Source organism: Citrobacter amalonaticus Y19 (genome assembly GCF_000981805.1).
In the GTDB taxonomy this organism is placed as follows: domain Bacteria; phylum Pseudomonadota; class Gammaproteobacteria; order Enterobacterales; family Enterobacteriaceae; genus Citrobacter_A; species Citrobacter_A amalonaticus_C.
The window spans coordinates 2,304,444-2,325,892 of sequence record NZ_CP011132.1 but is presented as its reverse complement, the minus strand read 5'-3'; the positions used below and the strand labels follow the sequence as shown (position 1 = coordinate 2,325,892).

Genomic DNA, 21,449 nt, shown 5'->3' with positions numbered 1-21,449 from the left:
CACAATGCTGAACATCAAACAACGCGAGGAAAGGGATTCGCTGCTGACGAAACGTGAAGGTCTTCGTGAAGAACTGGCTTTTTCTGTAGAACATAAAAAACCGTGGCAGTGGGGAAACTGGGAGTCAGGCGAAGTTCACGTCGTCTCCTGCGAAAAACATGGTGACTATGAGCGTATGTCGCTAACTGGAAAAGCGTTTCGTGGCGCCGAAAATGTTAAACATTCCCAGTGTCCGGACTGCGTGAAAGAGGAGCTTGCTGACATCGAATCTGGTTTGCGTGAATTACGTGTGGCAGATTTGATGGACAATGCGGGGATCGCCCGACGCTTTGAAGCATGTGAATTCGCTAACTACCAGGCTGTCAATCAGGATGCTGCCAAAAATCTCGCGGCATGTCAGCGTTACACCACCAGTTGGCCAGATCGCCTGAAGGCTGGAACCGGGCTCGTCATGACGGGAAATTGCGGCACCGGGAAAAATCATCTGGCCATATCCATGGCAAAAAGCATCATCCGCAATCACCTTGCAAGTGTGGAAATCACCGACGTTATGCGACTGACTCGAGCCGTGAAAAACACATGGCGCCACAGCGCAGAAAGTACCGAGGATGAAGTAATTGAACGTTTCTCATCTCTGGATCTGCTGATTATCGATGAGGTGGGCGTTCAGTTTGGTAGTCCGACTGAAATGACCATACTGCAGGAGGTTGTCAACGCCCGATATGAGAGCGTACTCCCTACAATCCTGATAAGTAACCTGACCTTTGAGCAACTCAAAGAGTCAATTGGCGAACGTATCGTAGATCGTGTTACCGATGGTGGACGTAACCGCCTGGCATTTGGTTGGGAAAGCTATCGTGCGATTGCTGGTGGAGTGGCAGCATGATGACTCCGGTATGGAGAAACGATGATCTGGAAGGTGCGGTAATTGGCGCTATTTTTCTGCGCAATACCGATCCTGAGGTTCTGGGCATTCTTTCCCGCCTGCCGGCGAGTGCATTCTCAGTCCGGCAGTATCGTGAAATTTATTCCGGCATCTGTCGACAGGCTCGTGGGATCGGAGTGATAGATCCATTGCTGCTTTGCGAAACCATGCCAGAGCACAGCGCAACCATTCTTGAATCCAGTCGTATCACCTGGGCGAAGTCAGCTCTGGATTATTACGTTTCCACACTGGAGCGTAATGCCGCTATCCGCGATGCTGAGATGGTGGTTGAAAAGGCACTGGCAGGGATCCGCAATGCGTCCAACGGTGATAACGCTGTTGAGGCCCTGAAAAGCGCCCAGGATGCCATGGCCGCAATTTCTCTTACTCCCGATACCGTTCAGCCCGTACATATCGACGAGGTACTCACGGCCGTCGTCGAACGCGCAGATGCCAGACACCAGGGGTTGGATGTAGCAAAAATCTTGCTTACCGGGATTGACGAGCTGGACGCGAAAACCGGAGGGATTGAGCAAACCGATCTGGTCTTCATTGCCGCACGGCCATCGATGGGAAAAACAGAACTGGCGCTGGATATTATCGACAAGGTTTCAGAGCAGGGACACGGTGTACTGTTTTTCAGCATGGAAATGGCAAATATCCAGATTGGTGAGCGCATGGTGTCAGCAGCTGGTGGTATGTCGGTATCCCGACTCAAGGAGGTAGCAAAATTCCAGGATGAAGACTGGGCACGACTTTCAACCGGTGTTGGTCGCCTGACGGGCCGAAGTGTGTGGATGGTAGATGCCACAGATCTGACGCTTGAGCAGATCCAGCAAACGGCAACCAGCCATCAGATAGCCCATCCTGAAACTGCGCTGGTGGTTATTGATTACCTGTTACTTATTAAAATCCAGAGTGCAGCGCGTTATGACCTGGCTGTAGGTGAGTTGTCGAAGGGGCTAAAGCGACTCGCCAAAACAAACCGGACACCTGTGTTGGCTTTGAGTCAACTTTCACGTGGTGTTGAATCCCGTCAGAACAAACGTCCCATGAACTCAGACCTGAAAAACTCCGGTGAAATCGAGGCTGACGCTGACATTATCATGATGCTCTATCGCGACGAAGTGTATAACCCGGAATCTCCGGCAAAGGGGATTGCGGAAATCAACATCACCAAGCAGCGAAATGGTGTTCTTGGCACGGTATATCGGCGCTTCTACAACGGGCATTTCCTGCCGATCGACCAGGAAGAAGCAAAACGAAAATCAGCACCGATGCCTAAATCACAACCACGACGCTATTCAAAAGGTAATCAGACTGGCCATGCAGATTTTTAATATTACCCCAATGGGTAAGCCACGACAAACCCGCGCCGACAAATGGAAAACGCGACCAGCAGTTATGCGTTACCGGGCGTTCTGCGATGAGGTTAGGCTGAACAAGGTTGTTATGCCGGAAGCGGGTAGCCACATCACATTCGTTCTGCCAATGCCAAAAAGCTGGAGCCAGAAGAAACGCGCCACCATGAAAGGGCAGGCCCACCAGCATAAACCAGACGCCGACAACATGATCAAAGCGCTGATGGATGCCTTATTCGCTGATGATGCGCATATCTGGGACTTTCGCGTCACTAAGGTCTGGGGCGAAACCGGGCAGATTTTAATTTCTTCGATCGAGAGGGCCGCATAATGAAACTGGAAGCATCGCTAAAACATTTCAGCCCTCAGGGTATGCACATCAGCGACAGTGTGAAAGGAACTTCCCCGGATCGGATAACCGGCACTGATGTCATGGCGGCCATCGGCACGACCAGCAGCCGCGCACGGTTCGGACTGGCTGCTTTCTTCGGTAAGGCGGGGATCAGTAAGACGGATGAGCAACTGGCGGTTCAGGCGCTGGCGCGTCACGCGATGGACGTTGCACCGAAAAATGTGCGCAAAGCCGCTGGTGGTGAATTTGGCTGGTGCATGCTGGTACTGGCGCAGTTTGCCTTTGCGGAATATTCCCGTTCTGCGGCCACCAGCGTGACGTGTCACGCCTGCAACGGAACCGGACTTATTGAAGGGTATGAGTACGTGGTTAAGTATCCAGGACTCTACAACATCGATGGTGATGAAATTGTTGCGCCAAAAATAGAATGTGAACAGGTTAAGCGTCTCTGTACCGCCTGTAACGGTAAGGGGAAACTGGAAGCCCGCTGCCGTTGTGGTGGAAAAGGCGAAGTGCTCGATCGTATTGCTACAAAAGAACGTGGTGCGCCTGTATTCAAAACCTGTGAGCGTTGCTCTGGAAACGGTTTTTCATCGGTACCCTCTACGGCTGTACATAAAGCGATTCTCAGGCGCTTGCCTGATCTGCATGTAAGGACATGGACGCGCAACTGGAAGCCGTTTCTTGAGTCGCTGGTGGACATTTGTTACCAGGAAGAGCGCAAGGCTGATGCTGCTTTTCAGAAAGCGACCAGTTTTAATGATGATGCGAACAAATTTTAGTATTTTCACGACATAGGACTTGATTTTGTCCGAAGTTGTCCTGTATGCTTCTAATCATGGATACGTACATCCAAATGAAACTGATTATGAACCCTGCCACTCGGCGGGGTTTTTGCCTTATGCCGATATGATTTGCTTCTGGCGTGGGGTTGATGTAAACATGGCCCTCCATAACCATGTAAAGGGTGTAGATATTGAAACCCACAACTGACCAGACTATTACTACCATCATTGGTGAGGCAGTTATTATTTTGCTTCAGAGTGGCAGGCGGGTAACAGTCGGTAACATCGTTGATGTTCTGGAGCATAAACGGCATTCAGAGCAGGGTGGTGTTAGTGAAAATCTCAGAGCGGCCATAACATTCATCAGGAGCAAGTCTTCCTGAGGTTGTCGGTTCTGCTCCGGTGCTAAACTTTCTCCTGCTATAGTGAATCCACAGGCTGAGGCGCGGAATTGCGCCGTGGTTGTTAAGACAGAGAACTCAACCTGAGTCGTAGATCAGCACCGGTCATCACTACATCATTTACAGCCCTGCCACCCGGCGGGATTTTTGTTTTTCTGAAGGTGGTATATCGTAATCTATAGCGGTACTTAATACTGACTCACCCAATTTTTCGGCAAAGATATTTATCTTTGATCACACCATCAAAAAAACGCCCTTTGGATTTAGCTTCCAGAAAAGCTTTGTGAGTTTTTGCTGAAACGCCAACGTACTGGTAGGTTCCGGAAGCAATAAACACTATCTCCAGTATTTTCTCTGACGGATAGTAACCAATGGTTTTTATTTTTGATGATGTCACATCCTGAAAAAGCATATTGCCTCCTTATCGCTAGATTCTCTAATATCCCCATAGTACACCCAGTAGATACTGGCATGGGGAAAATGTACAAAGCTATGTCAATATTTTTGACTCAGGTAGCCTTGAGAAGGTATGTTGTCTTCGTGGTGAATCCCCCTGTGCGGAGGGGCGTAAACAGCGATTTAATTATAAGTCACCTAGCGAGCCACGGAGGCTGTCCAAAGGCTCACCGGGAGGCACCCGGCGCCGCAACACTTTTCAGGCAAAAAAAAAGCCCGCATCATGGGCGCGGGCAATAAATAAAGTATCTACTTAAATGAATAAAGATCCGTAGGTTCTTTACTCACAACCTACAACGAGATGTTAATCTCTCTTTCAGAGAAAATAAACCATTAGTTACTATCTGGATTTAAGGGCTGCGCATTTGCGTGGCCTTTTTCATTTCAGGCTTGACGGGAATCAATAACTTTGTGCTTCGTTGTTAAATCCAGCCCGTGAAGCCTGATTCTCTTTCCCCTCATTTCTGAGAGGACTCACAGCAATAAGAGGGGGCTAAATGTCCGATCCTGTTTCTGGCACTACGGTAGCGGCTGGTGGGCTGATGGGGGCCAGCATGTTCGGCCTGGCAACCGGCATTGATTACGGCGTAGTGTTTGGTGCCTTTGCTGGTGCAGTATTCTACGTTGCGACGGCGGTGAACATCAGCCGCTTTAAGCTGGTGGGTTACTTCATCACTTCTTTCATCTTTGGCGTTATCGGCGCACCTCTGTTGGGCTCGTACTTCTCAAAATGGACTGGTTACAACGACAGGCCGCTTGATGCACTGGGCGCGGTAATCGTTGCAGCAATTGCTATTAAGTTGCTGACATTCGTCAACAGTCAGGATTTGGGTAGCCTGTTTGGCATTCTCTCTCGTTTACGCGGAGGAGGGACCGGCAATGGTAACAAATGATCCTTCAGCGATGATCAATGCGTTAATCTGCGCGGTCATCGTTCTTGTTCTGATGTTCTACCAACGTGACGGGGCAAGACATCGTCCGATGGTGTCCATGCTGGCCTACTTCGTTGTGCTGGTATACGCCAGCATCCCGTTCAGGTATCTGTTTGGTCTCTATCAGGAATCACACTGGATGGTGGTCATCGTCAATCTGATAATCTGTGCCATCGTGCTTCGCGCACGGGGTAACCTAGCACGCTTAATTAACATTCTTCAGAAATAAAAAAAGGGAAGCGCGACATCTCCGCTTCCCTGAAAATTCGAGGCTTTGTGTTGTTTTAATGAGGTGGAGTGTCGACTTTAGTCAAACTCTGTTTCGCGGGTATTACATCACATCCTTTGATTTGAGTTTTGTCCTGCCTCAATTTAGGATTAATCACATGAAACAATCACAATTTCAGCAGGCGGCTGGTATAAGCGCCGGATTAGCTGCGCGCTGGTTTCCGCACATCGATGCAGCAATGAAAGAGTTTGGCATCACAGCAATTAATGATCAGGCCATGTTCATTGCACAAGTCGGGCATGAATCTGCTGGTTTTACCTCTCTGGTAGAGAGCTTCAACTACTCGGTAAACGGGCTGAAGAAAACATTTGGTAAGCGCCTGACGCCGTATCAGTGCGAAATGCTGGGGCGCGTTGATGGTAAGCAGGTCGCTCACCAGCCGCAAATCGCCAATCTGGTTTACGGTGACCGCATGGGTAATAACAACCCGGGTGATGGCTGGAAATATCGCGGTCGCGGCCTGCTGCAAATCACTGGACGTGAGAACTACACCAAATGTGGTTCGGCGCTGAAGCTTGACCTTGTCAGTACGCCAGAACTTTTGACTCAAGAGCGACATTCGGCCCGTTCGGCGGCGTGGTATTTCACTTTATGCGGTTGTCTCCTGCATTCGGGGGATGTGGAACGCGTCACGCAAATTATCAACGGCGGGCAGAACGGCATTCAAGACCGTCGTGAACGTTATGCCAAAGCTAAAGTTGCACTGGTGTGAGGTCATATGGGACTTGAAATGATTATCGGCCTGGCGGTTGCTGTGTTGGCTGCAATTGCAGGTGCTTTTGGTCTGGGTAAATCACGCGGTACTAACATCGCTGAGACAAAAGCGGACCAGCAACGCACTGAAGAACGCGCAGCAGCTACTAAAGCCGTTGCAGAACGCCGGGTGGAGACAACAAAAGGAGCCAGGGATGTACAGCAGACTGTTAATCATCTTCCTGATGACGATGTCGATCGCGAGCTGTGGGAATCGTGGAAGCGTCCCGGTGGTCGTTGATACGGCGTGTGACTGGGTTAAGCCAATTTATCTTACCGACCACGATATTTCTGTGATGGACAAGCAAACGAAGCGTGATGTGCTGGCGCACAACAAATCGTGGAAGGCTAACTGCTTAAATGTTGACTAATGAGCCAATGAGCAATATAAATAGGCCATGCTGTCACACTAGCATCCGCTCTTAATATCTCGCTCTGGAAAAGAGCAGCATCAAACCTCGCGATCGTGCGGGGTTTTTTTACGTCTGAATTTCACCGCGCACCGCAGCGCATTCAACCACGTCGAACCCAACCCTTTGGAATGAGCCTTTGAGGAGTCAGTTAGTGCTGGCGAGCCTCGACGGGCTGATCTCCTGTGCGGCAAAGGTTCATCTCAAAGTAAGGCAAAACGCTATGAATACAATTACCGTCCCGTTCCACGGAAATGCACTCTATGTTGTGAATCGCAATGGTGAGCCGTATACCCCAATGAAGCCGATCATTGACGGCATGGGCATGGATTGGGCCTCACAGTTCACTAAGCTAAAACAGCGCTTTAAGACCTCCATTGTGAAAATCACAATGCAGCTTCCAGGTGATGACCAGCGTCGAGAAATGATTTGCCTTCCACTGCGTAAACTCGCTGGCTGGCTCCATACCATTAGCCCAAACAAAGTAAAGCCAGAAATCCGCGGTAAGGTTATCCAGTACCAGAAAGAATGCGACGATGTTCTCTATGAATACTGGACGAAAGGCGTCGTGGTTAATCCGCGTAAGTCTAGCGTGATGGAAGAACTGAATCAGGCGTGCATGGAAATGAAGCGCGATAAAGGGATCGCCAGTCTGTTCGGCACAGGCCTGAATGAGTGGAAGGGCGTTAAGGCTGCACATATCTCAAAAATCAAAGCTCTTGTTGAGGATGCAAATGGGTTAATTGGTTATGTGCTGGCAGAAACCGGGAAAGGGAAGGTTACGCGGACGTAGCAATATTCCGTTTTAGAGGGGCGCAGGCATTCACTGAGTGCCTGTGACAAAGCTAAATGGTATCAAGCATGCGATGATGATTGATTAATAATTGAGCTATGTATGGTATAATAAGCCCCATTCATTGAAAGGTTAACCACCATGTCATTTTTCGATTATGCAATGCAGCGTGTTGGGCTTGTAGCCAATATGACTGTCATGTGCCCGATATGTGGACATAAATCCACACACTCGACCACGAAAGTACGTCAGCAACAGGCGTTACTTTGCCCTAAATGTAAATCGCTGTTTGTCATTCACAGGTAGTGGGTCGCGATACAAATAACCCCAGGCCTCGCAATAGCGGGGCTTTTTAACAAATGAGGAATGAGCATGACAGTAGTTCTTACAGCTAAGCAGATTGAAGACTTGGCTGTCTTCGCGAAAGAAGACGGTGCGCCTCAATACACCATCACCACTGGGACAATCCCGGAATTCGAAGCGGAAGATGGCGAGATTATCCCTGAATATAAAGGGCTGATCGCCTACTCAGAGTCACTTGAGCACGGTGTGTTGCAACTCGACGACTAGCGGCATTACAGCAGGCATTGACTGAGTACCTGCGATAACGCATGACTCCTGGAGGCTACTGATGAATAACGCTGTTGAAATTGGTGAAAAGGGCGTAACGGTTCACCTTGCGGGCGGTGGGCGTGTTGTCGTTGGTGCATGGGGTAACGACACCAGTGCGGCGGCAAATCCATTGCCACCTCTAACACCGGATGAAGAAAAATATGGACGCGGTCTTTGCCTGCTGCCCACTGGTTGGGAGGAGCTTAGTGCTGGTGAACACTGGCAAACCCACCTAAGCGATCCTTTGCGTCAGTTGTGGCCATCGTTCAGCAGAGAACAGAAAATGGCTATAGCCTACACCATCAGTGAACTGTCTGATGAACTGACCAACATCGCATACGAACACTCCAGGTAGCTATATGCAAAATGAAACAAAAGAGATGGTGATCTTTCTAAGGGATGATGGAATCTCCCTTCAGTTTCCAGATGGTCAATGCGCTGGATATGGAATAGATGGAAATATTCAGGTTTTTATGGGAAAGAGTTGCGATCTGTTCCCCAGAAAAATCATATTGCACGATCAGCGCACTACGAACTTTACTCGCAAACAGTCAGGTAATGAATCCTGATTTAAAAACAGACAGCCAAAGCAGCCCTTCCAAGCGCATCGCACGCGCACATCAAAGAGAGTCTTTCAGTAGTGAGCCTGGGTAAACCGTTACCTTTTGGCGGATTTATCGTGCGACAGGCTCACGTCTAAAAGGAAATATCCCATGAGTAACAAAATCATTACGCTATCTGGCGCTGCTACTGACGTGCTCTATGCGCTATTTTACCGTGGTGCATTGCTATCTGGTGACCTGCCGTCCAAGTCGGGTGCCGCCGAACTACGCGAACTGGGTTTTGCTGAAACCAGACATACAGCGACGGAATACCAGAAAGAAAACCACTTCACCTTCCTGACCGCTGAAGGGCAGGAGTTTGCCATTAAGCACCTAGCAGATACGCGCTTTGGTGTTCCTGCTGGTGGTTATATTGGTGGCTCTGTAAATATTCAGTTTGGCCGGATAGAGAACGACCCACGAAAAGGCTATGCCATCAATGTTGACATCTGTCCCGAAATTAAGACCGGCGTGAAGCTATCCCCTGAAATGGTAAAAGCGATTTCTGATGTTGTGTCAGCGGAATTGAAAAAGAATATTCAGCCCGGTGGCACAATCTGGGATTGCTTACGACGTGGATTCTGACGGGAGGTTTTATGCAGGTCACTATTGATGGTGTCCCATACGCTCCCGCCAGCGTCGTTTCATCACGGATCGGTATTGTCATTTCGACGCATCAGCGCGCAGACGTTTTAAAGCGAGCACTCGAACAGCACATGAAGCATCTTCCCGCCGGCGCGCTGGTGGTGGTTGTCGATGATGGCTCCAAACCTGCAGCGGTAGTTCCCGACGGCGTGCGGCTGCTTCGCCATGAAACATCACTCGGCATTGTTGCTTCGAAGAACGCCAGCCTGTCAGCGCTTATGGATGCCGGGTGCGAGCATCTTTTTCTTTGGGATGATGATGCCTGGCCCATCGCCGATAACTGGCATCTTCCCTACATCGAATCACCCGAGCCACATCTGGCTTACCAGTTTCTCGATCTGGCTGGCCGCAATAAGTTGAATGACCTTTCGGTGCTTTACCGTGACGATCAGCATGTGGCGTATACCGGGCAGCGCGGCGTGATGCTGTATTACCACCGCAGCGCCATCGAGAAGGTGGGCGGATTCGATCCGGTTTACGGTCGTGGCATGTATGAACACAGCGACCTTGCCCTGCGCATCCATAACGCTGGACTGACTACCTGGGCTTACGCTGATGTCGTCGGTTCAGAAAAGCTGATTCACTCTCTCGATGAGCATGAAGCAGTGGAGCGTTCGGTACCGAAACCAGACCGGCAGGCGCTGGTGGAACGTAACGTTAAAATCCACAACGAACGGCGCGATACCGGGTTTACCGGGTATGTAGAGTACCGGCGGCAACGGGACGTGGTAATCACTACGTTACTGACCAGCCAGCCTGACCCTCAGCGCGGTACGAAAATGGCAGCCTCACCTGACATGCTGAGCAAATGGGCGGCCTCGCTTCGGAATTGTGGACGTATTGCGCTGGTGGATGAATTACTGACGGCCCCGGCAGATGTTGAGCTGTATCTCGTACCTGACGTGAAGATGAATGTCTACTTTCGTCGCTGGCTGCACATCTGGCAGCACCTGCGAAATAACCCTGAATACCGGTTCGTCTGGTGTACTGATGGTACCGATGTCGAAATGCTTCGCGCGCCGTGGGAAGAAATGGAACCCGGGAAGGTGTATGTCGGTTCTGAACCGAAGACCTACGCCGACTCCTGGGCGAAACAGAATCATCCTGAGCGTATCTATCAGGAATTCATTGAAGCGCACCGCGGCGATGTGATGCTTAACGCTGGTCTGCTGGGGGGCACACGCGCTGATGTAATGGCGTTCGCTCACGGCATCATCCGTCTTTACTACCGGATCGAGAGTTATCGTTTCTGGAAGAAAGAACAGGCTGGCGCCGCGGTGGGTGACATGCTGGCGTTCAGTATTGTCGCGCAGTCATTCGCTGACAGGCTGGTCACCGGCCCTCTGGTACATACCGTTTTCAAAACTGATGGTATCGGTAAGGAGGCCGCATGGTGGAAACACAAGTGAAGTTTGTGGTTGTCGGCCACCACTCACGATATAAGCAGGCATTGTGCCTGGCTGAATCTCTCGGCGCCGTCCTGTTAATTGATAGCGGTGACAATGGAGCGAACTGGAATCATCGTCGCGCGCTTGAATGGGCCGCAGGGCAATCATGCCGGGTTGTTGTGCTTGAAGATGACGCGCTGCCCGTGCCTAGCTTTACTGAGTTAGTGTGCCAGTGGGCTGACCGCTTTCCTGAGGCGCTCTTGAGCTTTTATCTTGGCACTGGCCGACCACCCCAGTATCAGCAGCAAATAGCTGAGCGACTAATTATGGCTGACAAACACCGCAATGATTACGTAACGTTGCCGCGGCTGATTCACGGCGTCTGCTACAGCGTACCGCCTCAATCAATCAAGCATGTTCTGGCGCGATGGGATAGTAGCAAACCTGCTGATTATGCGGTGGGTGATGCATGGGGATGGAATGTTTTATATCCGTGTTACTCATTGGTAGACCATGCCGACGGTGAACCAGTAGAGCGTCACCCTGATGGTTCATCCCGGACTGAACGCCGCAGAGCCTGGAGGTTACATGGCTAGATTGAAGACATTGCAGCCCAGGCTGAAAGCTATCGACACCCGGCGAATAAAGCCAGTGTATGGTGAGAATCGACGCATTAGCGGCAGCGCAAGGGTAGGGCTGAAGCGGCGTATCTATGTCCGTGATGGCGGTCACTGCTGTATGTGCAATCGCGTAGTTGACCTGCATGACAGCGAACTGGATCACCGTGTGGCGTTACAGTTTGGCGGTGATAACGATGAGTCCAATCTGTGGACGCTTTGTATCGATTGTCACTCAGGCAAGTCAGCGCGTGAAGCCTCGACGGGCCAGCCAGATGAGGAAGCCATGAAGCATATCCTGACGACCAATGGCGACGATTCAATAACGATTATCTGAGGTGAGTATGGTGTGGTTGACGTTGATCTTCATTGTCGCTTTGGTGCTTCTTCTGATGAAACTGAGTGATGGTGCAAAGCCAACATGGATGCACTGTCGGGACAGAAGAATCAAATACGGAACGCCAAAGAAAATTGATTGCAGGCTACCAGGTGGAGGGTACCAGCCGGTGAAACCCGAAGGTGAAACTGACGAAGTCTTACCGCCACCCAAGAACCGATAGGGGGGGGGAGGGTTGGGTGTTAACCTCGATAGCCCTGGACACCGCCCCCCTCTCACGCACAGAAAAAATTCCCCTCTGGAGGGTATAAACATGTTAACAGCGCAGAAGCGGAAATTCGCTGTCGCGCTGATGTCCGGTATGTCTCAAAAGGATGCGGCAATAAAGGCGGGATATTCTGAGAAATCCGCACGGTCAAAGGGTTCGCAACTTGCAAAAGACCCGGAGGTCATCGCGTTTATTGGACGTAAAAAAAGGAAGTAATAGAAACAGACGACGTACCGACGTACCGTCGAAATGTTTACACCCCAGCGGTAAACACCCCCGAAAAAAATAAGGCTCCGGTAACACCGCCAGAGGCACCACCTGTTGCCGGGGCTTTTGATGATCCGCTCAAATTTCTTATGGCGGTAATGAACGATTCAACTGAAGAAATTGACGTCAGAAAGGATGCGGCGAAGGCCATGCTTCCCTATATCCACCCCAAAAAGGGGGAAACAGGGAAAAAAGATGCGCGACACGCTGCGGCAAAAGTGGCCGCTGGCGCCAGCAAGTTCGGTTCAATGGCACCACCAAAACTGGTTGTGAATAATAATAAGGGGTGATGTATGGCGCAGTGGTCTACAGCCTGTGCGGACTGGGAAGAGCGTCTGGTCGCGGGTGAGTCCATCATTCCTCCGCCCATTTTTCCTGACCAGGCGGCACAGGCACTGAGTATCTTTCGCGAACTGCGGGTTTCTGACCTGCCGGGCAAGCCTACATTCGGTGAGTGTTCTGAAGAATGGGTGTTCGATTTCGTAAAAGTCATCTTCGGCGGGTATGACGCAGAGACAGGAAATCAGCTGATTCGCGAATATGGACTTCTGATATCGAAGAAGAACACCAAATCGACAATTGCGGCGGGCATTATGCTGACCGCGCTTATCCTGTGCTGGCGAGAGGACGAAGAACACCTGATTCTGGCACCGACCAAAGAGGTAGCCGACAACAGCTTTAAACCAGCCGCCGGGATGATACGCGCTGATGAAGAACTCACCGACATGTTCCAGATACAGGATCATATCCGTACTATCACACACCGGGTGACGCGTAACACACTGAAAGTCGTGGCTGCTGATACGGATACGGTGTCCGGTAAAAAGTCCGGCCGGATTCTTGTCGACGAACTGTGGCTTTTTGGCAAGCGCGCTAATGCCGAAGCGATGTTTATGGAGGCGACGGGCGGACAGGTATCCCGTAATGAAGGGTGGGTTATCTACCTCACCACACAAAGCGATGAGCCGCCTGCTGGCGTATTCAAAGAACGCCTTGATTACTGGCGCGATGTGCGCGACGGAAAAATCAACGATCCCAAAACGCTGGGAATTCTCTATGAATTTCCGCAAAGCATGGTTGAAAGAAAGGCCTATCTCGACCAGGATAATTTCTACATTACCAATCCGAATATCGGGCTCTCGGTCAGCGCTGAATGGATAGTAGACCAGCTCCGTAAGAACCAGGCAAAAACCGATGGTACATTGCAGCAGTTCCTGGCTAAGCACCTCAATATTGAAATTGGACTAAACCTGCGAACCGATCGCTGGGCGGGCGTCGATTTCTGGGAGTTGCAGGCCCGGCGTGTCAGTTTTGAAGATTTACTACGGCGTTCAGAGGTGATCACCGTCGGGATAGACGGCGGTGGCCTTGATGATTTGCTGGGGGTTTCTGCGGTCGGGCGTGACGCTGAAACACGAGAATGGCTCTGCTGGTGCCATGCATGGGCACATGAGATAGCGATCCGACGGCGTAAAAGTGAAGAATCCCGCTTTCACGACTTCGTGAGAGCCGGTGACCTGACCATCGTGAAGTGCGTCGGACAGGATACGGAAGAGGTAGCCGAATACGTCAGTCGAATCTATGTTGCGGAGTTGCTCGACAAGATCGGCATTGACCCTTCCGGAGTCGGACAAATACTCGATGCGCTTATTGAGGCGGGAATTCCTGCTGATGCGGTGGTTGGTGTCAGCCAGGGCTGGCGCCTTGGCGGAGCGATTAAAACCACCGAGAGAAAGCTTGCCGAGGGCGTATTGATACATGGTGGTCAGCCGATGATGGCGTGGTGTGTCGGTAATGCGAGGGTTGAGCCGAAAGGCAACGCCATTCTTATAACCAAGCAGGCCAGCGGCAAGGGCAAGATTGATCCGCTGATGGCGCTGTTCAACGCAGTTTCTCTTATGGCCCTTAACCCTGAACCTGCGAAAAAAGATTACCAGGTATTTTTCGTATAACTAACACGTCAGTTAATGACCCGCACAGGCGGGTTTTTTCGTTTCTGGAGGACAGCAAATGAATAATCGCGCCTATAGCCTGATGCAGGTAAAGGCGGTCAATGAGGATTCTCGGGAGATTACCGGCATTGCCAGTACCCCTGAACCTGATCGCTATGGCGACATTGTAGACCCTGCCGGTGTGAAATTTACTCTTCCGTTACCTCTGCTGTGGCAACACTGGCATGACGAGCCAATAGGCCAGGTGACAGAAGCAAAAGTCACCGACACCGGCATCGAGATTAAAGCAAAGCTGGTAAAACCTGGTGCGGATATGCCATCGCAACTGGTCGCCAGGCTTGATGAAGCGTGGGCATCTATCAAAACGGGTCTTGTCCGCGGGCTTTCTATCGGCTTTAAGCCCATTGAGTACAGCTTTATTGACGATGGCGGCATCCGGTTTATTTCGTGGGAGTGGTACGAGCTTTCTGCTGTAACCGTTCCTGCCAACGGTGATTGCTCCATTCAGTCGGTTAAATCAATAGATCGCAAGTTTCTTGCCGCGTCCGGCAATAAGAAAACCGTCGTTAAATCATCCCTTTCAGCTGGCGCTACAGCAACCAATACCAAAAAAGGAACCAATTCGATGAATATCGCAGAACAAATCAAGAGCTTCGAAGCGAAGCGTGCAGCGCTGGCAGCCTCACTGAGCGACATCATGAGTAAAGCTGCTGATGAAGGCCGTACGCTTGACGCAGAAGAAACCGAAAGTTACGACAACACGTCTACCGAAATTAAGGCGGTTGATGAGCATCTGAAACGCCTGCGCGATATGGAAAGCAATATGGCATCGACCGCGAAACCGGTAGCAAAAGCCGCTAACGGCGAAGTCACTACCGTTAAGGCTGGTGCGCCAGGCATCATCCGCGTCGAACAGAAGCTGGAAAAGGGTATTGCCTTTGCCCGCTTTGCGAAAGCGCTGGCCGCCGCTAACGGCAGTCGTTCCGAAGCGCTGGAGATCGCCCGTAAACAGTATCCAGACGACGCCAAGCTTCATCATGTACTGAAAGCCGCCGTGGGCGCCGGTACTACCACCGATCCTCAGTGGGCAGGTGCGCTGGTTGAATATCAGGAATATGCACTGGATTTTGTTGAATTCCTCCGCCCGCAAACCATTATCGGCCGTTTCGGACAGGGTGGCATCCCGGCCCTGCGTCAGGTTCCGTTCAATATCCGTATCCCGGCGCAAACTTCCGGCGGCTCAGCGAACTGGGTCGGACAGGGCAAGGCCAAGCCACTGACCAAGTTCGACTTTGAGTCGATCACGTTCAGTTTTGCCAAAGTGGCGGCTATCGCGGTACTGACCGATGAGCTGATCCGTTTCTCCAATCCGGCAGCCGATGCGCTGGTGCGTAACGCCCTGGCTGAAGCGGTTATTGCCCGTCTGGATACGGACTTTATCAACCCTGCAAAAGCTGAAGTTGCTAACGTCTCTCCGGCCTCAGTAACCAACGGCATTGTGGCCGTTCCGTCTACCGGCGACCCGGATGCTGATGCTGAAGCGGCCTTCGCCCAGTTTGTTTCGAACAACCTGCAACCGACGGGCGGTGTGTGGATCATGTCCAGCACCAACGCGCTGGCGTTGTCCATGAAGAAAAACGCCCTGGGGCAGAAAATGTACCCGGAAATGACCCTGCTTGGCGGCACCTTCCAGGGCCTTCCGGCCATCGTTTCCCAGTACGCAGGCACTAACCTGACGCTGCTTAACGCACCGGATATCTACCTGGCTGATGATGGCGGCGTGGCGGTGGATATGTCGCGTGAAGCCTCTCTGGAAATGGAAAGCGAACCAACCGGCGACAGCATCACCCCAACCGGGACTGAACTGGTTTCCATGTTCCAGACCAACAGCGTGGCTATCCGTGCTGAACGCTGGATCAACTGGAAACGCCGCCGCACAGCTGCGGTAGCGGTTATTTCTGGTGTGAACTACAGCTCTAACCAGGGCAGCTAAACGGCGGAAGGAGGGCGGGGGAAACCCCGCCATAATGCATGGCAAAAATCAGATATCTGCAACGTACCCATGATTCGGTTCCGGGAGACGTAAAATCCGTGGACGATCGGTGCGCAAGGGTGCTGGTGCTGCTTGGCAGGGCCGAATATTTCACCGGCGCGCGTACTGGTGGCAAAAAGAACAAGCGAAAAGCGGAGAACGGCTAATGTGGAATCCTTTCCGGAGAAAACAGGGAAACGAAAAAGCCCTGCAGCAGCCTGTCAGCCGTGGCGGCTGGACGCCATTATTCGGTTTTATGCGTGAGCCATTCGCCGGGGCATGGCAGCGTAACCTTGAAATCAATCAGGACACCGTTCTTTCTTATTATGCTGTGTTCGCCTGCATCTCACTGATTGCGAGTGATATCGCCAAGATGCCGCCACGGCTGATGCGTCGTGACTCAAAAGGGGTCATGCAGGAGGTCAAAACAGGGGATGTTCCGGCACTGTACAAAAGGCCAAATGCCTTTCAGAACAGGATTCAGTTTTTTGAACACTGGCTGAACTCGAAGTTATGCCACGGAAATACGGTGGCGTTAAAAATACGCAATAACGCCGGAAAAATTACCGAACTCAGGCTGCTTGACTGGAACAAGGTTACTCCGCTGGTGGCGGATGATGGTTCTGTCTTCTACCAGATAAACCCTGACAATATGGCCGGAATTGAATCGTCGGTTACAGTCCCGGCGCGGGAAGTAATACACGATCGCTTCAACTGCCTTTTCCATCCGCTCATCGGTTTGTCTCCCATTTACGCTGCTGGTCTGGCGGCAATGCAGGGTCATCACATTCAGGAAAACTCGGCCTTTTTTTTCCGCAACGGCGGTAAGCCGAGCGGCGTGATTGAAGTGCCCGGTTCCCTGACTGAAGAGAACGCCAGAAAAATTAAAGACAACTGGGACTCCGGCTATTCCGGTGAGAATGCAGGAAAAACCGCCATTCTGAGCAATGGCGCGAAGTATAACCCGACAACGGTATCGGCCGTTGATGCGCAGACAGTTGAGCAGTTAAGCATGACGGCGCAGATCATTTGCTCTGTGTTTCATATCCCGGCTTATAAAGTCGGTATTGGCGATCTTCCCTCTCATGACAATATCGAGGCTCAGGATCAGCAGTATTACTCACAGTGTCTTCAGTCGCTCATTGAGTCGATAGAGCTGCTGCTGGATGAGGCCTTCGGGCTTGAAGGGGATTCCGGTACTGAATTTGATGTGAATGCGCTGCTGCGTATGGACAGCGAACGCCGTATCAAATCACTCGGCGAGGGTGTGAAAAATACCATTCTGACGCCAAATGAGGCGCGACGGAGTGAAAACCTTCCGCCCTTACCCGGTGGCGATGCACTGTATCTTCAGCAGCAGAACTTCAGTCTTGAAGCGCTGGCGCGGCGTGATGCTTCTGATGATCCGTTTGCCAAATCCGGCGCCGGCAGCCGTACCACATCTGACGATGCGAACGGGAAATCCATGTCGGAATCTGAACTGACAGCGGCAAAAGCCATGCTGAGAGGATTGTTAACCAAATGAATGAACGTGAACTTTCCCTTATCAGGGCTCTTGGGGAGGAATTTTCCCTTGCGCTTGGCGAGCTTCGTGAGTCTTTCAGAAAAAGCCTCAGTGACTATCAGCAGACAACGGAAGAGCACCTGACCAGGCTCTCTCTTGAGGTTGCGTCCCTGAAGGATACCCCGGCACCTGACTTTACCACGCTGCTGGCTGATGCAGTGGCATCCCTTCCGGTTCCTGAGGCTCCTGAATTGCCGGATATTGGCGCTATGGTCAGCGAGGCGGTGGTCGCCATGCCTGTACCGCAGGACGGTAAAAGCGTGACGGTGGAGGAGATTCGCCCTGTTCTGGAGGAACTGGTCAGCAAGGCAGTTGCTGAAATACCCGTGCCGAAAGACGGCAAAGACTACGATCCGGCGATACTCAGGCAGGCCGTTGACGATGCCGTCAGTGAAGCCGTAGCGGAAATTCCCGCACCGCAGGACGGTAAAAGCGTGACGGTGGAGGACGTCAGGCCGGTGTTGCAGGAACTCATTACGGCTGCGATGCCGGAAATTCCTGATGTTAAATCTCTCGTCAGCGAAGCGGTTGCCGATCTTCCCGCGCCGGAACCGGGTAAAAACGGTGAAGACGGTCGCGATGCCCTTGCGCTGGAATTATTGCCTTTTATTGATGAGTCAAAAAGTTATCCCCGTGGTTCCTATGCCACCCATAACGGCGGGCTCTGGCGGGCCTATGAGAAAACTCACGGCATGCGTGGCTGGGAATGCGTTGTTGATGGTATTGCTGGTGTTGAAGTCAGCATGGAAGGGATGCGCAACTTCACTGTCACCGTTAACCGCTCCAGTGGCGCCATTGAGAAAAAAGCTTTCGATGTGCCGGTTATGGTGTACCGGGGCGTATTCAAATCTGGCGATGAATATCTGCCTGGTGACACGGTGACGTGGGGCGGTTCTCTCTGGCACTGTGACGAACAGACACAGGATAAGCCAGGTGAAACAGGCTCTAAAGGCTGGACGCTGGCCGCCAAGCGCGGTCGTGATGGGAGGGATAAAACGTGATTGAGCTTGTCACTCTGAAGGAGATCAAGGAGCACCTGCACATTGATCATGATGCTGACGACGGACCGCTTAAGGAAAAAATACAGGAAGCCAGCTCGGTGTTACTGGCTTTTATACAGGGAAGCCGGGACAAGGTCGTTGATGAGACAGGAAAGTTAATAGAAGGTGAAGCGCTAAGCCGGATGAAGTCCGCCACGATGCGTCTGGTGGGCATGCTGTACCGAAACCCTGATCTGGCTGACAAGGAAGATTTACTTCATGGAGAGCTTCCATTTTCTGTGTCGTTTTTAATTCATGACCTCCGTTGCCCAACCATTGTCTGAGGCGAAAAAAAAATGGCGATCTCAGCAGGAAAGCTTATACAGGTTATTTCTATACAAAACCCTGTTTATAGTCGGAGTCCATCAGGCCAACCCATTGAAACATGGGAGGATAAAGGTTCTATTCGTGCGGATGTCAGGGGAAGAAGCGGACGGGAGAAAATGTTATCTGGCGCCGAAACTGCCCAGGCAGATATAAGAATATGGGTTAGGGGGAAGTCAGGGGCGAATATAACCGCCGCCTCCAGAGTCACAGTGTTAAGTGGGCCCTACAAAGGAAAAACCCTTAATGTTATCGGCCCTCCTATTCCAGATGAAAACGGGGATCGACTTGAGGTCTTGTGCAAACTGGGGGCTGAAAAGTGATTGATATTAATCTTGATTTTTCCGGGCTTGAAGACATTTCCCGCGATCTGGAATTGCTCAGCCGCGCTGAGAATAACAAGGTTCTGCGCGATGCCACTCGCGCCGGAGCCGAGGTGTTGAAAGAGGAAGTTGTTGCCAGAGCACCGGAGCGAACCGGGAAACTGAAAAAAAACGTTGTTGTGCTGACGTGACCTGCCCCCACGATTAGATACAACACTCAGTTAGTAACGTCGGAATCTTCATTCTCAGAATGACCCTTTCTCCAGCCCGCTGCAAATTCAGACGGTGTCTGATAATTCAGCGTGGAGTGCGGGCGGCATTCGTTATAATCCTGCCGCCAGTCATTAATAATTTTCCTGGCATGAACGATATCGCTGAACCAGTGCTCATTCAAACATTCATCGCGAAATCGTCCGTTAAAGCTCTCAATAAATCCGTTCTGCGTTGGCTTGCCCGGCTGGATTAAGCGCAACTCAACACCATGCTCAAAGGCCCATTGATCCAGTGCACGGCAAGTGAACTCCGGCCCCTGGTCAGTTCTTATCGTCGCCGGATAGCCTCGAAACAGTGCAATGCTGTCCAGAATACGCGTGACCTGAACGCCTGAAATCCCAAAGGCAACAGTGACCGTCAGGCATTCCTTTGTGAAATCATCGACGCAGGTAAGACACTTGATCCTGCGACCGGTGGAAAGTGCGTCCATGACGAAATCCATCGACCAGGTCAGATTGGGCGCCGCCGGACGGAGCAGCGGCAGACGTTCTGTTGCCAGCCCTTTACGACGTCTTCTGCGTTTTACGCCCAGGCCACTGAGGTGATAAAGCCGGTACACGCGCTTATGATTAACATGAAGCCCTTCACGGCGCAGCAACTGCCAAATACGACGGTAGCCAAAACGCCTGCGCTCCAGTGCCAGCTCAGTGATGCGCCCTGATAAATGCGCATCAGCAGCCGGACGGTGAGCCTCATAGCGGCAGGTCGACAGGGATAAACCTGTAAGCCTGCAGGCACGACGTTGCGACAGACCGGTCGCATCACACATCAACATCACGGCTTCCCGCTTCTGGTCTGTCGTCAGTACTTTCGCCCAAGAGCCACCTGAAGCGCCTCTTTATCCAGCATGGCTTCGGCAAGCAGCTTCTTGAGTCTGGCGTTCTCTTCCTCAAGCGACTTCAGGCGCTTAACTTCAGGCACCTCCATACCGCCATACTTCTTACGCCAGATGTAAAACGTGGCATCGGAAATGGCATGCTTGCGGCAGAGTTCACGGGCGGGTACCCCAGCTTCGGCTTCGCGGAGAATACTGATGATCTGTTCGTCGGAAAAACGCTTCTTCATGGGGATGTCCTCATGTGGCTTATGAAGACATTACTAACATCGGGGTGTACTAATCAACGGGGAGCAGGTCAGACGCAACGTTCACGGAGACGGGGAGAAATCTCTTCCGGCGTTCATATTCGTGGTCGAAATATGCGAACCGGAAACAGCGATAACTCGATGAAGTCCAGCGACAGACGAAATGCTTTCTACTGGCGATTTGTCGAGATAGGGACGATTAACATGCCGCCACATCCTTTTGTTCGTTCCGCTTTTGACACCAAAGAGGAACTGGCGGCACAGGTTGCTTTGAAACGAATGAATCAGGCTATCGATGAGGTATTGAGCAAATGACGGAAGATGACATTTCCCCTTTGCTGGAACATCTCGCCGGAGGGCAGGTTTATCCTTACGTTGCACCTTTAACCAGCAATGGGGAACCATCCCTTACGCCGCCGTGGGTGGTTTTTTCCATTATTTCTGACGTGTCCTCTGATGTTTTATGTGGGCAGGCTGAGTCCCGTGTTTCTGTCCAGATTGATGTTTATTCGCTGGATATTATAGAGGCACGCACCATTAGGGATATGGCATTGCAGGCTGTTATGCCTCTTAATCCAGCTAATGTATCCAAAATCCCTGGCTATGAACCAGAAAATCGTTATTACCGAGCCTCGCTAGAATTTCAGGTCGTCGCCTGATTCATC

At 51.4% G+C, this 21,449-nt stretch carries 28 protein-coding genes and 3 pseudogenes; 29 read left to right on the top strand and 2 right to left on the bottom strand.

What is annotated here, in order from left to right; all coding sequences use genetic code 11:
* The first annotated feature begins 4 nt into the window (after positions 1–4).
* From F384_RS10755 to F384_RS10740, 4 genes are read left to right on the top strand one after another with little or no spacing between them, the layout of a single operon-like run.
* A complete protein-coding gene (locus F384_RS10755) occupies positions 5–886 on the top strand; it encodes an ATP-binding protein (RefSeq protein ID WP_046481455.1) in 882 nt (293 codons plus the stop codon).
* Positions 883–2,265, top strand: a complete 1,383-nt coding sequence (locus F384_RS10750) for a replicative DNA helicase (protein WP_046481454.1) — start codon at positions 883–885, stop codon at positions 2,263–2,265. The genes F384_RS10755 and F384_RS10750 overlap by 4 nt, the downstream gene beginning before the upstream one ends.
* Positions 2,252–2,617, top strand: coding sequence for a RusA family crossover junction endodeoxyribonuclease (locus F384_RS10745; protein ID WP_046481453.1), 366 nt, complete (start codon positions 2,252–2,254; stop codon positions 2,615–2,617). Before F384_RS10750 ends, F384_RS10745 begins: the two co-directional genes overlap by 14 nt.
* A complete protein-coding gene (locus F384_RS10740) occupies positions 2,617–3,420 on the top strand; it encodes an antitermination protein (RefSeq protein WP_046481452.1) in 804 nt (267 codons plus the stop codon). Before F384_RS10745 ends, F384_RS10740 begins: the two co-directional genes overlap by 1 nt.
* 603 nt (positions 3,421–4,023) lie before the next feature.
* On the opposite strand, the gene F384_RS10735 is transcribed toward F384_RS10740, so the two are convergent.
* Positions 4,024–4,236 (bottom strand): KTSC domain-containing protein, encoded by a 213-nt coding sequence (locus F384_RS10735; protein ID WP_046481451.1) that lies wholly within the window; start codon positions 4,234–4,236, stop codon positions 4,024–4,026.
* A gap of 541 nt (positions 4,237–4,777) precedes the next feature.
* Between F384_RS10735 and F384_RS10730 the strand changes: the two genes are divergently transcribed.
* The 23 genes and pseudogenes from F384_RS10730 to F384_RS10630 form a co-directional block, all read left to right on the top strand.
* Entirely contained in the window at positions 4,778–5,173 is a 396-nt protein-coding gene (locus tag F384_RS10730) for a phage holin family protein (RefSeq protein ID WP_046481450.1), read from the top strand.
* Positions 5,160–5,441 carry a phage holin family protein gene (locus F384_RS10725; RefSeq protein WP_046481449.1) on the top strand — a complete coding sequence of 94 codons (282 nt, stop codon included), beginning with the start codon at positions 5,160–5,162 and terminating at the stop codon, positions 5,439–5,441. The genes F384_RS10730 and F384_RS10725 overlap by 14 nt, the downstream gene beginning before the upstream one ends.
* A gap of 157 nt (positions 5,442–5,598) precedes the next feature.
* Positions 5,599–6,213 (top strand): glycoside hydrolase family 19 protein, encoded by a 615-nt coding sequence (locus F384_RS10720; protein WP_046481448.1) that lies wholly within the window; start codon positions 5,599–5,601, stop codon positions 6,211–6,213.
* Positions 6,214–6,219: 6 nt separating this feature from the next.
* On the top strand, positions 6,220–6,495 hold the full coding sequence (locus F384_RS28775) for a hypothetical protein (protein WP_080949924.1): 276 nt from the start codon (positions 6,220–6,222) through the stop codon (positions 6,493–6,495).
* Complete coding sequence (locus F384_RS30370; RefSeq protein WP_046498053.1) at positions 6,446–6,625, top strand: hypothetical protein; 180 nt, start codon at positions 6,446–6,448, stop codon at positions 6,623–6,625. Before F384_RS28775 ends, F384_RS30370 begins: the two co-directional genes overlap by 50 nt.
* 262 nt (positions 6,626–6,887) lie before the next feature.
* Positions 6,888–7,457, top strand: coding sequence for a phage antirepressor N-terminal domain-containing protein (locus F384_RS10710; protein WP_046481447.1), 570 nt, complete (start codon positions 6,888–6,890; stop codon positions 7,455–7,457).
* Positions 7,458–7,598: 141 nt separating this feature from the next.
* Positions 7,599–7,763 (top strand): YnfU family zinc-binding protein, encoded by a 165-nt coding sequence (locus F384_RS30365; protein WP_220132971.1) that lies wholly within the window; start codon positions 7,599–7,601, stop codon positions 7,761–7,763.
* 66 nt (positions 7,764–7,829) lie between these two features.
* Positions 7,830–8,027, top strand: coding sequence for a hypothetical protein (locus tag F384_RS10705; protein ID WP_046481446.1), 198 nt, complete (start codon positions 7,830–7,832; stop codon positions 8,025–8,027).
* Between the two features lie 61 nt (positions 8,028–8,088).
* Complete coding sequence (locus F384_RS10700; protein WP_046481445.1) at positions 8,089–8,424, top strand: hypothetical protein; 336 nt, start codon at positions 8,089–8,091, stop codon at positions 8,422–8,424.
* Positions 8,425–8,428: 4 nt separating this feature from the next.
* Positions 8,429–8,638, top strand: a complete 210-nt coding sequence (locus tag F384_RS10695) for a hypothetical protein (RefSeq protein ID WP_046481444.1) — start codon at positions 8,429–8,431, stop codon at positions 8,636–8,638.
* A gap of 144 nt (positions 8,639–8,782) precedes the next feature.
* The gene (locus F384_RS10690; RefSeq protein ID WP_046481443.1) at positions 8,783–9,256 is read left to right on the top strand and encodes a hypothetical protein; all 474 of its coding nucleotides are present in this window, start codon (positions 8,783–8,785) and stop codon (positions 9,254–9,256) included.
* A gap of 11 nt (positions 9,257–9,267) precedes the next feature.
* Positions 9,268–10,725 carry a glycosyltransferase family 2 protein gene (locus F384_RS10685; protein ID WP_046481442.1) on the top strand — a complete coding sequence of 486 codons (1,458 nt, stop codon included), beginning with the start codon at positions 9,268–9,270 and terminating at the stop codon, positions 10,723–10,725.
* Positions 10,707–11,300: a hypothetical protein gene (locus tag F384_RS10680; RefSeq protein WP_046481441.1), complete on the top strand. Its 594-nt coding sequence runs from the start codon at positions 10,707–10,709 to the stop codon at positions 11,298–11,300. Before F384_RS10685 ends, F384_RS10680 begins: the two co-directional genes overlap by 19 nt.
* Positions 11,293–11,658, top strand: a complete 366-nt coding sequence (locus F384_RS10675) for an HNH endonuclease (protein ID WP_046481440.1) — start codon at positions 11,293–11,295, stop codon at positions 11,656–11,658. Before F384_RS10680 ends, F384_RS10675 begins: the two co-directional genes overlap by 8 nt.
* A gap of 313 nt (positions 11,659–11,971) precedes the next feature.
* Positions 11,972–12,483 (top strand): annotated as a pseudogene (locus tag F384_RS10665) (terminase small subunit).
* Between the two features lie 3 nt (positions 12,484–12,486).
* Positions 12,487–14,145 (top strand): terminase large subunit, encoded by a 1,659-nt coding sequence (locus tag F384_RS10660; RefSeq protein ID WP_046481438.1) that lies wholly within the window; start codon positions 12,487–12,489, stop codon positions 14,143–14,145.
* Between the two features lie 58 nt (positions 14,146–14,203).
* On the top strand, positions 14,204–16,138 hold the full coding sequence (locus F384_RS10655) for a phage major capsid protein (RefSeq protein WP_046481437.1): 1,935 nt from the start codon (positions 14,204–14,206) through the stop codon (positions 16,136–16,138).
* Positions 16,139–16,176: 38 nt separating this feature from the next.
* On the top strand, positions 16,177–16,344 hold the full coding sequence (locus tag F384_RS30175) for a hypothetical protein (RefSeq protein WP_167337381.1): 168 nt from the start codon (positions 16,177–16,179) through the stop codon (positions 16,342–16,344).
* Positions 16,344–17,702, top strand: a complete 1,359-nt coding sequence (locus F384_RS30360; protein WP_046481436.1) for a phage portal protein — start codon at positions 16,344–16,346, stop codon at positions 17,700–17,702. The genes F384_RS30175 and F384_RS30360 overlap by 1 nt, the downstream gene beginning before the upstream one ends.
* Positions 17,699–18,742: a phage portal protein gene (locus F384_RS30355; protein WP_046481435.1), complete on the top strand. Its 1,044-nt coding sequence runs from the start codon at positions 17,699–17,701 to the stop codon at positions 18,740–18,742. Before F384_RS30360 ends, F384_RS30355 begins: the two co-directional genes overlap by 4 nt.
* Positions 18,739–19,065: a head-tail connector protein gene (locus tag F384_RS10640; RefSeq protein ID WP_046481434.1), complete on the top strand. Its 327-nt coding sequence runs from the start codon at positions 18,739–18,741 to the stop codon at positions 19,063–19,065. The genes F384_RS30355 and F384_RS10640 overlap by 4 nt, the downstream gene beginning before the upstream one ends.
* A gap of 12 nt (positions 19,066–19,077) precedes the next feature.
* On the top strand, positions 19,078–19,428 hold the full coding sequence (locus F384_RS10635) for a phage head closure protein (RefSeq protein WP_046481433.1): 351 nt from the start codon (positions 19,078–19,080) through the stop codon (positions 19,426–19,428).
* A pseudogene (locus F384_RS10630) lies at positions 19,425–19,616 on the top strand (HK97 gp10 family phage protein); the annotation flags it as partial. The gene F384_RS10635 and the pseudogene F384_RS10630, both read left to right, overlap by 4 nt.
* Before the next feature lie 29 nt (positions 19,617–19,645).
* On the opposite strand, the gene F384_RS10625 reads toward F384_RS10630, so the two are convergent.
* Positions 19,646–20,766, bottom strand: a protein-coding gene (locus tag F384_RS10625) for an IS3-like element ISSen4 family transposase (protein WP_096147877.1) whose coding sequence is annotated in 2 segments (ribosomal slippage) — positions 19,646–20,508 and positions 20,508–20,766 — 1,122 coding nt in all. Because the reading frame shifts where the segments join, the coding sequence is not laid out codon by codon here.
* 72 nt (positions 20,767–20,838) lie between these two features.
* Between F384_RS10625 and F384_RS10615 the strand changes: the two are divergent.
* Together F384_RS10615 and F384_RS10610 are read left to right on the top strand one after the other, a co-directional pair.
* Positions 20,839–21,099: pseudogene (locus F384_RS10615) on the top strand (HK97-gp10 family putative phage morphogenesis protein); the annotation flags it as partial.
* Positions 21,096–21,443 (top strand): tail completion protein gp17, encoded by a 348-nt coding sequence (locus tag F384_RS10610; protein ID WP_046481432.1) that lies wholly within the window; start codon positions 21,096–21,098, stop codon positions 21,441–21,443. The pseudogene F384_RS10615 and the gene F384_RS10610, both read left to right, overlap by 4 nt.
* Positions 21,444–21,449: the final 6 nt, after the last annotated feature.